Annotated in this window: 12 protein-coding genes and 1 pseudogene; 8 read left to right on the forward strand and 5 right to left on the reverse strand. The window is 45.4% G+C overall.

All coding sequences use genetic code 11. From position 1 onward, the window contains the following. The first annotated feature begins 93 nt into the window (after positions 1–93). On the forward strand, positions 94–963 hold the full coding sequence (locus tag AB6E52_RS08510; RefSeq protein ID WP_017064933.1) for a LysR family transcriptional regulator: 870 nt from the start codon (positions 94–96) through the stop codon (positions 961–963). 114 nt (positions 964–1077) lie between these two features. Here the strand turns inward: AB6E52_RS08510 and AB6E52_RS08515 are convergent, their stop codons facing one another. Further along, a complete protein-coding gene (locus AB6E52_RS08515; protein WP_017064932.1) occupies positions 1078–2739 on the reverse strand; it encodes a methyl-accepting chemotaxis protein in 1662 nt (553 codons plus the stop codon). A 275-nt stretch (positions 2740–3014) separates the two neighbouring features. Between AB6E52_RS08515 and AB6E52_RS08520 the strand changes: the two genes are divergently transcribed. The 5 genes from AB6E52_RS08520 (at position 3015) to dgcA (ending at position 7618) form a co-directional block, all read left to right on the forward strand. Then, the gene (locus tag AB6E52_RS08520) at positions 3015–3527 is read left to right on the forward strand and encodes an RNA methyltransferase (protein ID WP_017061674.1); all 513 of its coding nucleotides are present in this window, start codon (positions 3015–3017) and stop codon (positions 3525–3527) included. A gap of 110 nt (positions 3528–3637) precedes the next feature. After that, positions 3638–4474: an SGNH/GDSL hydrolase family protein gene (locus AB6E52_RS08525; protein WP_017061675.1), complete on the forward strand. Its 837-nt coding sequence runs from the start codon at positions 3638–3640 to the stop codon at positions 4472–4474. A gap of 95 nt (positions 4475–4569) precedes the next feature. Continuing rightward, on the forward strand, positions 4570–5475 hold the full coding sequence (locus AB6E52_RS08530; protein ID WP_102320893.1) for a LysR family transcriptional regulator: 906 nt from the start codon (positions 4570–4572) through the stop codon (positions 5473–5475). Between the two features lie 91 nt (positions 5476–5566). Further along, entirely contained in the window at positions 5567–6574 is a 1008-nt protein-coding gene (dgcN, locus tag AB6E52_RS08535; RefSeq protein ID WP_017061677.1) for an N-acetyltransferase DgcN, read from the forward strand. A gap of 57 nt (positions 6575–6631) precedes the next feature. After that, entirely contained in the window at positions 6632–7618 is a 987-nt protein-coding gene (gene dgcA / locus AB6E52_RS08540) for an N-acetyl-D-Glu racemase DgcA (protein ID WP_102320894.1), read from the forward strand. A gap of 161 nt (positions 7619–7779) precedes the next feature. Here dgcA and AB6E52_RS08545 read toward each other — a convergent pair whose 3' ends face one another. The 3 genes from AB6E52_RS08545 to AB6E52_RS08555 form a co-directional block, all read right to left on the reverse strand. Beyond that, entirely contained in the window at positions 7780–7935 is a 156-nt protein-coding gene (locus AB6E52_RS08545) for a DUF3012 domain-containing protein (RefSeq protein WP_017061679.1), read from the reverse strand. A 240-nt stretch (positions 7936–8175) separates the two neighbouring features. After that, the gene (gene hpf / locus AB6E52_RS08550) at positions 8176–8532 is read right to left on the reverse strand and encodes a ribosome hibernation-promoting factor, HPF/YfiA family (protein WP_102320895.1); all 357 of its coding nucleotides are present in this window, start codon (positions 8530–8532) and stop codon (positions 8176–8178) included. A 337-nt stretch (positions 8533–8869) separates the two neighbouring features. Further along, the gene (locus AB6E52_RS08555) at positions 8870–9127 is read right to left on the reverse strand and encodes a hypothetical protein (RefSeq protein WP_229648214.1); all 258 of its coding nucleotides are present in this window, start codon (positions 9125–9127) and stop codon (positions 8870–8872) included. A 57-nt stretch (positions 9128–9184) separates the two neighbouring features. On the opposite strand from AB6E52_RS08555, the pseudogene AB6E52_RS08560 reads away from it, so the two are divergent. Continuing rightward, positions 9185–9412, forward strand: a pseudogene (locus AB6E52_RS08560) (hypothetical protein); the annotation flags it as partial. A gap of 415 nt (positions 9413–9827) precedes the next feature. After that, entirely contained in the window at positions 9828–11258 is a 1431-nt protein-coding gene (locus AB6E52_RS08565) for a YfcC family protein (protein ID WP_102320897.1), read from the forward strand. Between the two features lie 121 nt (positions 11259–11379). Here the strand turns inward: AB6E52_RS08565 and glgC are convergent, their stop codons facing one another. After that, a complete protein-coding gene (glgC, locus tag AB6E52_RS08570; protein ID WP_102320898.1) occupies positions 11380–12600 on the reverse strand; it encodes a glucose-1-phosphate adenylyltransferase in 1221 nt (406 codons plus the stop codon). Positions 12601–12720: the final 120 nt, after the last annotated feature.

Raw genomic sequence — 12720 nt, forward strand, 5'->3', positions numbered from 1 at the left:
AGAGTTATACGCAAAGCATATCAAGCCAGGTGACAGAATTCGGTAACTTCAATACACTGCATGGGTATCCACAGTTCAGCACAAGGTAAAGGCATGGCCAATTGGGAAGGGGTAAGTGAGTTTGTTGCAGTCGCAGAGCGTGAGAGTTTTACTGGTGCCGCACAGAAGCTTGCTACATCGGTCGCTCAAATCAGTCGCCGAGTAGCAAATCTCGAAGAACGTCTCGCGGTGAAACTGCTCAATCGAACGACTCGCAAGGTTTCTCTTACAGAAGCCGGGCAACTCTATTATCAACAGTGTAAATTGTTGGTCGAGGGCTTAGAGATTGCGGAATTGGCGGTAACACAAATGCAATCAACACCCAAAGGCTTACTGAAAGTCACCGCGCCTGTGACTTATGGTGAGCGCCAACTCGCCCCAATACTGCATCAATTCTTAAAGCTTCACCCGCAAGTAGAGCTTGAGCTGATGCTGACCAATCAAAAGCTCGATCTTATCGATTCGGGTGTTGATGTTGCGATTCGTCTTGGCCGCTTGGAAGACTCAAGCCTTGTGGCAAAGAGGCTGTCTCAACGCCAACTTTATGTATGTGCAAGCCCTGAATATATTGAACGTTATGGCGAGCCGCATACATTATCAGAATTAAATAATCACCAATGTTTAGTCGGTGGATTTGAACATTGGCGTTTCAAAGAAAATAGACGCCCTCGCTCAGTTCGTGTTAACGGACGCATTAAGTGCAACAGTGGTTTAGCCTTGTTAGACGCAGCTAAGCAGAGCATTGGCTTGGTGCAGTTGCCTGAATACTATGTGAGTGAAGACCTTGATTCTGGTGAGTTGGTTGAGGTGCTGTCCGATTATCGAGATGACAAAGAAGGGATCTGGGCGCTTTATCCTCAGAACCGCAACTTATCTTCAAAGGTTCGCCTGCTGGTGGACTTCCTTTCTGAGCAATTGGATTAGTGTATGGCTTAAAACCTCCACCGATAAAAACGGGCTTCAGAATAGAGATTCTGAAGCCCGGCGTGTTTTAGGATTAATTATCGTTTGATTACGGCTTACTAGACCGAAAATGTATTAGACGGTGAAGCGATCCACCAAGTGATACAGCTCATTTGCACGACTGTTGAGGTTTTGGCTACCTGTACGGTTTTGATTCGCGAGTTCTGCCGATTGTGAGCTTTGGTCAGAAATCACCACGATGCGTTGAGATATTTCTTGTCCTACAATATTTTGCTGTTCAGTGGCTGTCGCAATAAGCGAGTTCATGTCCATGATGGTATCAATCGACGCTTGGATCTTCGCCAGTGCTTTGGCTGCGGCATTCGCTTCTTCCACGGTTTGCGCACTTCGGTTTTGACTTGAATCCATCGCTTTCACAGCAGCATCTGAGGCAGCTTTAAGTTGCTCAATCATCTTGTGAATGTCGCCAGTGCTTTCTTGAGTACGGCTTGCCAGTTTACGAACCTCATCGGCAACCACAGCAAACCCACGACCTTGTTCGCCTGCACGTGCAGCTTCAATCGCGGCATTCAACGCGAGTAGGTTAGTTTGCTCGGCAATGTCTTGGATGACCGCCAATGAAGAGGAGATATTCTGCACATCACCTTCTAAACGAGACACGACAGTGTTGGCTTCTGATACTTCGCTCGCTAGGCCTGCCACCGAATCTGCAGCGGCGTTTACTATCTGTTGCGCTTCTTTGGCATTGCCCTCTGCAAGTTTAGCGGAATCCGCCGCTTGGCTAGCGTTGCTCGAGATCTCTTGCGCCGTTGTGGTCATTTCAGTCATCGCCGTTGCAACTTGTTCAGTCTCTTCACGTTGCCCAGTAGCAATCTCGTCGACCTGCGCAGCGCGAGAAGACATGCTAGATGTCTCGGCTACGACTTGCTGACCGACATCGCTTACGCTGCGAATGATGGTTTGAAGGCTTGCCACGAAGGCGTTGAAGTTCTCGCTGAGCTTAGTGAACTCAGGCGCTTTAAATGTTTCCATTCGAGCGGTTAAATCGGCTTCGCCACTCGCGAATGCGCTGATTGAACGATCAAACTGCTCGAGTGGTCGCATGATTGTGCGGTTGACGGCAACGGCAAACGCAGCAACTACTAGGGCAATCAAACCACAGAATATAGCGATCGCCGTCAATGAGCTTTGTAACGCGACATTCGAGCTCTCTTTCATCTCTGCGATTACAGCATCGATGTCGTCAGTATAAAAACCTGTGCCTAGCATCAAGTCCCACTGGGGAACGAATATCGAGTAGCTCAGTTTCGGTAGAGCTTCTGATTGACCAAGTTTTGGAAAGTAGTAGGTGGTGAACTCACCAAGCTTTGAGTTCTTGATCAAGTCACGAATCAGGTAGTTGCCTTTTTTGTCTTGCAGGTCGTAGTAGTTTTTACCAATGCCATCGTTATTTTGCCCAACAACTACTCGAACGCCTTTAGAGTCGTAGCCAAAGATGTAGCCAGACTCGCCATATTCGAGAGTTCTTAATGTCGGTAAGGCTTCTTCTAATGTTGCACCTCTTTCCAAGAACGGGCTAATAGAAGATTGAGCCATTTGCAGATACGCTTTAAGTTCCTTTTCTTTCATCGCCATCATATTGCTACGCGTCGATTCTACTTGTTGTGCGGTTAGCTCGGTGCTCTTCATATACGTCACGCTCATCATGCCAATTGCCATTAGTAGCAACGGAATGAAAGAGAGAATATAAAGGCGGTTTTTGATGGTTAGGGTCATGTCACGCTTCCTGTGTGATTATCTCATGCAATTTTCAACACATTATTAATGTGGTTTTAAAATGTAAATGGACTTGTTGTTGAATTGTTATCCAGAAATGTTTTTGTTTTATAAACATGATGGCGGTTAGGTTTTTGACGTTAGAAGACTTGCAACTAGGGGCTTAATGATAAAAAGAGCGGTTTGTTACGATGCTTTTGAATTTGGCGCTGCTTTGGTAGAATGCGACGCTTTGTAGCACCCTGCTATGTCTATTCGTTAAGTGAGAAAGATTCATGAACAAAAGCCATGTGACTATTGGTTTAACTAACCCAAAGAGCCCGACAAACGTTGGTGCTGTTATGCGTGCGGCTGGTTGTTACCAAGTCGACGAAGTTAAATACACAGGGCAACGCTACGAAAAAGCCGCAAAATTCCACACCGATACTAAGAGTGCTGCGCGTACTATCCCGTTGACTGGTGTTGAGTCGTTTTTAGACAATCTTGATCCAGAAACTAAGATCGTTTGCGTAGAACTCGCTGAGGGTGCAACACCACTGCCGCGTTTTAAACACCCAGAAAATGCCATCTATATCTTTGGCCCTGAAGACGGTTCTATTTCTCAAGATGTCGCCGACAGAGCAGATCATGTTGTTTATGTACCAACAGTAGGCTGCATGAACTTGGCTGCGACAGTTAACGTGCTGCTTTATGATCGCCTTGCTAAGTCAGATGAAATGGACGAGAGCAACGAGCTGATTAAGAAAAGCCGTGATAACCGTAACCATCTGCTAATCAAAGAAAAGTAACTATTTACTTCTAGTAAAAGTAACGATCTGCTTCTAGTGTTATCTATCCCGTAAGCAATCGGATATTATCTTTGGTTCATCATTAGATAATTGAAGGGTTAGATAACACCATGGAAGACAAGCAATTACTTGCCGCGCTACAGCAACACTCTGTCCTCGATCTCTATCAGTTATTCCAAGAAGTTGGTCAAAACCGCTCTTTGTATGCATTACTAGAGAGGTTATCTTCCCTTAAAGAACATCATCAACTGAGTACTCGTCTTAGCCCTTTTAAGCCTCATATCGAAGGATTGCTAGCTCAATTTGATAGCGCCACGCCAGATAGCGAGATCCTCAAGGCAGTCGCTCTTCAGTCTGAGATTCAGCAACGAGGCCACAGTATGAGTCGTTACATCATGACATCAGATAACCATCGCCATTTTTCCCCAAGTGCAGACCTAGTCATGTTTGGTGATTCGATCACCGAATGGGCCCCGTGGGCGGATATCTTTCGCGATGTTTCGATGGTCAACCGTGGCTTAGCGGGTGACACCACAACTGGCATGTTGCGCCGTATTGATACCACGTTGAATGTGAAGCCAAAGCTGGTGTGTTTTATGGCAGGGATAAACGATTTAGCTCAGGGTTATGATGTCGACCATATCTACCAGAACTACATTGATATGCTTAAGGTGTGGCAAGAAAATGAGATTCGCATATTGGTGCAATCAACGCTTTATGTTGGCTCTAAACTGCAAGGTTTAAATCCGTCGGTTGAACTGCTCAATAGCAAGCTAAGCGAGTACTGTACACAGCAAGGCATTGCGTTCTTAGATGTGAATTCAGTATTGTCGCCTAATAAGCTGTTGTCGAACAAGTACTCGTGTGATGATCTGCATTTGAATGCGAAGGCTTATCAAACTTGGGCTGAGATACTTCAACCTACGATAGCTGAGCTACTAAAATAGACTCACGCAAAACGCTAGCTAGACCGATAAACAGCTTAGCTAATACAAGAAAAGCCAAACCCTAGATTTGTTTCGCGAACCATAAGGACATCAATGTGAACCTAAGACAATTGGAAGTCTTTTACGCCATTATGCAGACCGGAACCGTATCTGGAGCCGCGCGCAGCTTGCATGTGTCGCAACCAAACGTGACCCGTATTTTGGCGCACACGGAGCAACAACTTGGGTTTGGCTTATTCGAACGAGTTAAAGGGCGGTTGGTGCCAACGGTTGAGGCAAAAACCTTACTGCCAGAAGCGGAAAAGGTGTATCAGCAATTGGGGCAATTTCGATCTCTGACCAACAAAGTGAAGCAAGGCCATCAGCATTTACGCATTGGTGCGCCGCCGATTTTAGCGACTAAATTACTGACTCCGGTAATCGCCCAAATGTCTCGCGAGCAAAATGGCAGTAAGCAAGATCTCTCTTTTGAGTTGCTGACTGCAAACCGTGATGAGCTGTGTGCTGGGTTATTAAAGCATGAGCTTGATATTGCTATCGCGTTTGGCGATGAAGCACCGCCTGCGATATTAAGTGAAACGCTATTAACCGAATCACTAAAGGTTTTGGTTCCTTCCAATACGGTTGATCATTTCCCCGCGGAATTAACGTTAGATGATCTGATCAATTATCCGCTGCCAATCATCGGGCTCGATAGCCGCGATCCATTAGGCCTCCTGTTACATCAACGCCTTATTGCACGTGAGCAGCATTATCACCACCCGATATCTGTACGTGGGTATAGCGCCGCTGCGGAACTGGTCAAGCACCAAGCGGGGTTTGCGATTGTTGATCCGTGGACGGCAGAGCAATATCAAAATGACGATGCGGTCTGTGTGTTGCCGCTTCAACCAGACATCCAATTTTCGGTATCGATGCTTTGCGCAGAGCACACCCCTCAGTCGATTTCCGTTAAGCAATTTATCGCTTCATTGAAAATCCATACTCACCCTATAACTTAAGGTTATAGGCTCGCCATAAATAGGCATTCGGCAGCTTCGAAGTTCTTAATTAAAGTAAACCCATACAAGGGCTTATTAATTAGGAATACTCATGTCGATCGCTCAACCTTACCTTCTTTTTCTTGGGGATGTTACTGACCCACTCGCTGCAAAAACAGCTCGCGGTATTCATCAATGGCGACCAGAAATCTGCCTAGGTCAACTGCGTTTAACGGGTGATACCGTTTCTCTGGGCTTAACGGATATGACCCTGCAAGAGGCGCAAGCGCAGGGCGCGAAGACGCTAGTGATTGGTACCGCAAATCCGGGTGGTGTTATTCCTGATTCTTGGCAGTCAACCATTATGGCCGCTGCAGAAATGGGATATGAGATTGCATCTGGCATGCACCAACGATTGAGTGAATTTTCACCGCTTGCTGACATGCAGCAACAAGGATTGACTAAGCTTCATGATGTACGCCATTTTGACGGTGTTCTTAATGTTGGTAACGGTAAGCTTCGTCAAGGTAAGCGTCTGCTTACTGTCGGAACTGATTGCTCAGTAGGCAAAATGTTCTCGGCATTAGCGATTGAAAAGTCGCTTAAACAAGCGGGAACATCCGCTCAGTTTAAAGCGACAGGGCAGACAGGTATTTTGATTGAAGGCAGCGGTATTTCGATTGATGCGGTGGTTGCGGATTTTATTTCTGGCGCAGTTGAAGCGATTAGCCCTGATTTTACCGACCACGATTGGGACATCATTGAAGGGCAAGGCTCTTTGTTCAACCCTTCGTTTGCAGGCGTGAGTTTGGGTCTTTTACATGGCGCACAAGCTGATGCCTTAGTGCTGTGTCATGAAGTTGGGCGACCACATATTCGTAACCTTCCTCATGCTAAATTACCAAGCATAGAGCAGACGATTGAAGCCAACTTGCAAGCGGCGCGACTGACTAATCCAGACGCGAAGCTGGTGGGTATCTGCTTGAACACGTCGGCGATTAGCATTGAAGAGGCTGAGACATTGTGCCAAGAATGGACCACACTCTATCAAGTGCCAGTGACGGACCCAGTGCGCTTTGGTGTACAACACATTACTGATCATTTGCGACATTCACTTTAACGACTTCATCATTTCTACGTTTCCATTTGTTAAAGTGAACATCAACCGAGTGAAATTATGAAGATTACAGCTGAACCCATTATTATCGCGATGCAAACGCCTTTTCGCATCTCTCGTGTCAGTCGAACTGAGTGTCACGTTGTTCGTGTTTACATTGAACATGGTGGCAAACGAGCTCAGGGCGAATGCACGCCTTACCCACGATACGGCGAGTCATCGGAGTCTGTGTTAGCGCAAATCCAACAAGCGTCTAGCGCACTTGAAGCTATGTTTGAACGAGGCGTTACTGATCCGGCAGAGCTAAGAGATCATCTTCAGTCTTTATTGACCGGAGGGGCAGCGCGCAATGCGGTCGATTGTGCGCTTTGGGATTTTGAAGCTCAGCAGAACGACCAGACGTTTCCGAATAGCTTGTTTGAGTTGCCTGCTCAAATCGTGACTGCAATGACAGTCTCGATTGGCACGCCAGAAGGCATGGCGACTCAGGCTCGAGACTATGTCGCGAATGGTGCGAAACTTCTGAAAGTGAAGCTTGACGGCGAGCAGGTGGTAGAGCGTGTTCGCGCGGTACGAGAAGCTGCGGCAGATGTTCAAATTGTATTGGATGCGAATGAAGCGTGGACAGGATTGAATCTCGAAGAGTTGTTCAATCAACTGGTAGAATTTGATATTGCGATGATCGAGCAGCCGTTACCCCAACAGCACGATGCCTCATTGGCGCACATCAAGCACCCGATACCACTGTGTGCTGATGAAAGCTGTCATACCACTTCGCAACTTTCATCTTTGTTAGGCAAATATGAAATGGTCAACATCAAGCTCGATAAAACAGGTGGTTTGACCGAAGCATTGGTACTTGCTGAAGAAGCTCAAAGGCTAGGATTTACGCTGATGTCGGGTTGTATGCTCGGTACATCGCTGGCGATGCGTGCAGCTCTGCCTATCGCCGTTCAATCTGAAATCGTCGACCTCGATGGCCCAGTTTTACTTGGCCAAGATGTAGCGCCAGCACTGACTTATCGAGATGGAATGATTATTCTTTAGTTCCTAACAAATTAGCTAGGTGTCTCTTCATACAAAAATCGCATAAGCGTTAACTTATGCGATTTTTTGTTTGTACCGTTTTACAGAGATAAGTAAACCATACTGCAACTGCTCACTTGTTTCATTGAGTGGGGTGTACTGAATTGCTAAATACAACCCGCCTAGAAAATACAGTGTTTAGCAAAATCGCCCGCTTCATTAGCCGTCCAGTCACCTTTAGGCTTTTCTTTCATATCCGCACACCAAGCTTCACTGCCAACCTCGGTACAAGCCATTAATTGAGTAGCAAGGAAAAGTATCAACGCGATTTTCTTCATAATAAACATTCCGTTGTGGTCTAAATTTCTGCTTATAACTGTATCAAATCCCACAAGTGATTGTTATAGCTGCTAAGAACTTAAGGGCGTTAATAATGATGTGGGGTTGAGCTGAATTCGAGGGACGGTAAAGAAGCGAAGGTTTGCTTGGCTTTAAGATCGAAAAAGCCAGCAATGTATGCTGGCTTTGAAATTCTTAATAAGTGTCTATTCGTTATTTCGCTTTAACTACTTATCGATTTATACCAATTTCATCTCTTGGATGATGTCCGAAGCAATCTCTGGCTTCGTGCTTGTTGGTTTCTCGTGTAGGTCTGCTTTCAATTGTCCCTTACGGTTACTTAGGCCCGCTTCAAGTTTCTTAAGTGCTGCAGCGATAGCTGGGTACATAACATCGTCTGTCGATTTTGCTGTTACTCGTACACCTTCGTAGTTGGTGAATACTTCAACCTGATGTTGACCATGTTCTTTTGTAATGATGATGTCGCAGCTAATCAGTGATGGAAAATGGTTAGATATCTTTTCGAATTTACCTTCGATGTCTTTACGTGAGTCGTCGTTAATTGATACGTGATGTGTTTGAACGTTTATTTTCATAAATCATACCTTTCCAATGACTGTGTCATTTAAACGTAGCAAACATCGGATAGATTAACCAATAGAGAAAGTACACATGTGTGATTGACTTCAGTGTTATCAAATAATCTCTCCTTCCTCCCTTGAAAGTCCGAATAACTGATCGCATATTATGTTTCGTGTTTTCGAGACATGTTCAAAAATACTCCATCCTTGATAATTTGCTCTAACGTAGCGCTCAATTCCAGTGAATCTCTCTTTATCGGTTTTATAATTCCGAACTTGTCACTCCATTGATTTTCTTTCCAGCTCACTCACTTTTTCTTCTTTGATTAAAAACTCAGCTTAAGTTACTAATTTATAGACACTCAACTGCCCACTCCATATTGAAGTGAAACTCTCCTGCTGTGAGTTGAGACTCGGGTATGGTAATGCGTGCTCGAATATCGACTTCTTTATTGGATGCCAGTTGATCGACAGGAAATTCGACGCCCTGACGCCAATAATTAATGTCACCTTCATAGCGAACCGGCGTTTCGACTTTGAATCGCACAAGTTCTGAAATGCGAGACTCATCAATTGAGCCTAGATCAATATGTTGCAGTTTGAGCAACAATCGAGAATCTTTGCGATTGGACTCAAGCTTAAGCGTTATCGCTCGGGCATCGTATTCTCGGCCACTGAATTTAAGCCGTTTAAGTGTATTAAAACCATCAAAGCCATTAAGATTGATGCAGAAATGCTTGAGCTGTTAGGCAGTGAAGATGGCAACACAGCGATGATCAAAGTGAGCTGGGATGAGAAGGGAATGAAGGTCTATAAGGATGGCTACTTAGCAGATTATGAGTACGGGATTGCCCCTCATGAGATGCAAGAAAACTACGAATTAGCACCTAAGTAACTCGATTCGATTGCAGAAAAGCGCCTTGCTTAGTTAGTGGGCGCTTTTTTGTTGCTCACCAAAATATGACGAAACTCACACTTTTCTGACAATTAATGACTCGTTGTGCTAGTATGCGCCGCTTGTCTTTGTAATTGATAAAAAACGCATTACCAAAACAGACTTTTCTGTTTACCTGCTTGTAATGACCTCATTCAGTTTGGCCTGACTTGGCTGAACATCTGCATTTTGCTCGGACGCAAAGAGAGTAGTACTCACTACTTCACTATGTACATTTGAGAGCACCATCTATCAAAGGCCTTTTTGAAACAGCCTAAATTAGCGCGAACTTAGTTCAGCGTGAAGGGTTTCGTTTTTCCAAAAATCCCTATCGGCGGCTAAGTGAACCTTAGTTGCTGACAAATAAGGAGTCTATATGACGACTACGGTATCTACATCCGTACCTACATCTCAAGCTGGTAACGCAGCGCCGACAGAGAAAGAAGTAAACCACCCGTTTCTCTCTTTGGTTATCATGGTGATCGTTGCTGCAATCGCAACTTACTTCATCCCTGCTGGTGAATTCGAGCGAGTGGTCATGAATGGCCGCACGGTTATCGACCCAGACAGCTACACACAATTGACCAGCAACCCAACAACATTAGCCTCTTTTTTCGAATCATTTTTTAAAGGCTTCAAATCCGCTTCTGGCGTGATGGGCGTTGTGGTATTTGTGGGTGGTGCTTTTGGCATTATCAAACACATGGGTCTGTTAGACGCATCCGTTGTTGCACTAACTACTAAGCTAAAGAAGCAAGGCTTATACGTGATTGCGCCTGTGATCATGACGGCGATCTTCTTCAACGTTACCTTCACCGGTATGCGTGAACTTGATGTCATTTTCATCTCTTTGATGATCCCGATCTGTATCAAGCTTGGCTATGACGCGATTACGGCACTTGGCGTTGTTTTACTGGCAAGTTGTGCCGGTTTCGCGGCCGCTTTGGCTAACCCATTCTTTACGGGTATTGCACACACTATCGCTGAACTGCCTATGTATTCAGGCATGTGGTACCGCTTTATTGTTGGTATGTTCATGTTGTTAACGGGTGCATGGTATGTGCTTAACTACGCGCGCAAAGTTAAGCAAGATCCGACCAAAGGCTTGTTACACGGCACGGGTTACCACTATGAATCAAATGTTGAAGCGAAAACACTGACCACACGTGAAAAGCTTGCGGGCATCGCGTTCTTGGGCGTATTCGCATACATGATCTTCGGCACGTTGACGATGGGGTTCGGCTTCACCGAGATTGCGGGTGCATTCGTGGCGATGGCTATTATTCCGGGTTTGGTGGCGGGTTTATCTCCGAACAAGATCTGTGAGTATTGGACCAAAGGTGTTAGCGACGTATTGATCGCGGTACTGATCATCTTTTTTGCTCGTTCAGTGCTAACCATTATGGAAGACGCGAAGATTGTTGATTCTATTATCTTCTATCTTGCACAGATCATTTCTGGTAGCTCTAAACTTGTGGCAGCAGCAGGGATCTACTTCTCGCAGGCTGCGATCAACCTGTTCATTCCATCGGGCAGTGGCCAAGCGGTGATCACCATGCCAATCATTATTCCGTTGGCAGATATTGGTGAAGTGACTCGTCAAGTGGCGGCACTGGCTTCTCAATTGGGTGATGGTATTTCTAACTATATTTACCCAACCAATGGTGGCTTGTTGGCGGTATTGGCTATAGCAAAAGTACCTTACACCAAGTGGGTTCGTTTCTTCTTACCACTGTTCTTGTTCTGGTCGGTAGGCGCTTTGGTTTCTGTTGTTATTGCTCAAATGATTGAGTTAGGGCCTTTCTAAGGTTTCTGTTTAATCGAATACATGGACAGTTAAGGCTTAACTGAAGCTGTGTGAGTAAATAAGAAGGCAGCGAATTCGCTGCCTTTTTTCGTTTAAAGAAAAGCTATTCCAACGTTAAAGGTTACTCTTCAAATTGGTAAGAAGAGGGCACCACAATCACGCCTTGTTTTGATATGTGGAAGCGTTTCGCATCGGCAAGGCCATCAAGACCGATCTGGGTTCCGTCAGGCACCTTAACGTTCTTGTCGATGATGCAGTTTTGTATGTGGCAATTTTTTCCAATCTCAACATCTTCAAACAGAATACTATCAATCACAATCGCGGCATTGCTGACTTTCACTTTCGGGAAGAAGATTGAGTTTTGCGCCGAGCCGCCTTCAATTACAACGCCATTCGCTATCATCGAGTTGATGAATATTCCTTGATTACCTTCAACTGAAGCAATGGTTCGTGCGGGTGGCAGCTGCGGTTCGTAAGTACGAATCGCCCAATCAGGTTGATATAAATCGATAGGCGAAGCTGGCTTTAACAGGTCCATGTTGGATTGGTAATAAGAGTCGATAGTACCAACATCTCTCCAGTACGCATCTTGGGTCACTCGGCCTTCTTCATCCCCAAACTTGTATGCGTAAACACTGTTGTTGCACACCAATTTAGGAATGATATCTTTACCAAAATCGTGGCTTGAGTTCGGATCTTCGGCGTCCGCCAGTAGCGCTTGTGTTAGTACTTCTTTATCAAAGACGTAAATACCCATTGAAGCCATGCTTCGAGTTGGCCTACCAGGTACACATGCAGGGTAACGTGGCTTTTCGGTAAAGTTATTGATCTCTAGAGATTCATCTATCTCCATCACACCAAACTCTTTGGCTTCGTCAATCGAAACCTCCATGCACGCCACAGTTAGGTCGGCCTCGTTCTTTTTGTGCTGCTTGAGCATTGGTGCGTAATCCATGCGATAGATATGGTCACCGGATAACACCACCACATGCTTGGCTTCACTGCGTGAAAGTAGATACAAGTTTTGATAAATCGCATCGGCAGTACCGCTGTACCAGCTATCACCGGTTCGCATTTGTGGAGGAACATTGGTGATGTATTCGCCGAGCTCAGGGTTAAGCACCGACCAACCATCTCTTAAATGTTTTTGCAAAGAGTGAGATTTGTACTGAGTCAGCACCAAAATTTGGCGTAGCCCAGAGTGTAAGCAGTTCGCGAGTGTGAAATCGATGATTCGATATTTGCCACCAAAGGGTACCGCAGGTTTTGCACGGTTATCGGTGAGAGGGGAAAGCCGAGAGCCAACACCGCCGGCCAGAACGATTGTTAGAGTGTCTTGCATGATCAGAACCTCAATGTATTTATGATTATGAACATAGACTTGCAAGCACTAAGCCAAATGTAACTCATTGAATATTATACGAGGCGAGATTGATTCTTGTTGTTCTGCACCAAAATAATG

Source organism: Vibrio sp. 10N.247.311.13 (genome assembly GCF_041467595.1).
GTDB lineage: Bacteria > Pseudomonadota > Gammaproteobacteria > Enterobacterales > Vibrionaceae > Vibrio > Vibrio crassostreae_C.

Coding starts and splice junctions, on each gene's coding strand:
- AB6E52_RS08510 (WP_017064933.1), top strand. CDS start 94: ATGGCCAATTGGGAAGGGGTAAGTGAGTTTGTTGCAGTCGCAGAGCGT.
- AB6E52_RS08515 (WP_017064932.1), bottom strand. CDS start 2,739: ATGACCCTAACCATCAAAAACCGCCTTTATATTCTCTCTTTCATTCCG.
- AB6E52_RS08520 (WP_017061674.1), top strand. CDS start 3,015: ATGAACAAAAGCCATGTGACTATTGGTTTAACTAACCCAAAGAGCCCG.
- AB6E52_RS08525 (WP_017061675.1), top strand. CDS start 3,638: ATGGAAGACAAGCAATTACTTGCCGCGCTACAGCAACACTCTGTCCTC.
- dgcN (WP_017061677.1), top strand. CDS start 5,567: ATGTCGATCGCTCAACCTTACCTTCTTTTTCTTGGGGATGTTACTGAC.
- dgcA (WP_102320894.1), top strand. CDS start 6,632: ATGAAGATTACAGCTGAACCCATTATTATCGCGATGCAAACGCCTTTT.
- AB6E52_RS08545 (WP_017061679.1), bottom strand. CDS start 7,935: ATGAAGAAAATCGCGTTGATACTTTTCCTTGCTACTCAATTAATGGCT.
- hpf (WP_102320895.1), bottom strand. CDS start 8,532: ATGAAAATAAACGTTCAAACACATCACGTATCAATTAACGACGACTCA.
- AB6E52_RS08565 (WP_102320897.1), top strand. CDS start 9,828: ATGACGACTACGGTATCTACATCCGTACCTACATCTCAAGCTGGTAAC.
- glgC (WP_102320898.1), bottom strand. CDS start 12,600: ATGCAAGACACTCTAACAATCGTTCTGGCCGGCGGTGTTGGCTCTCGG.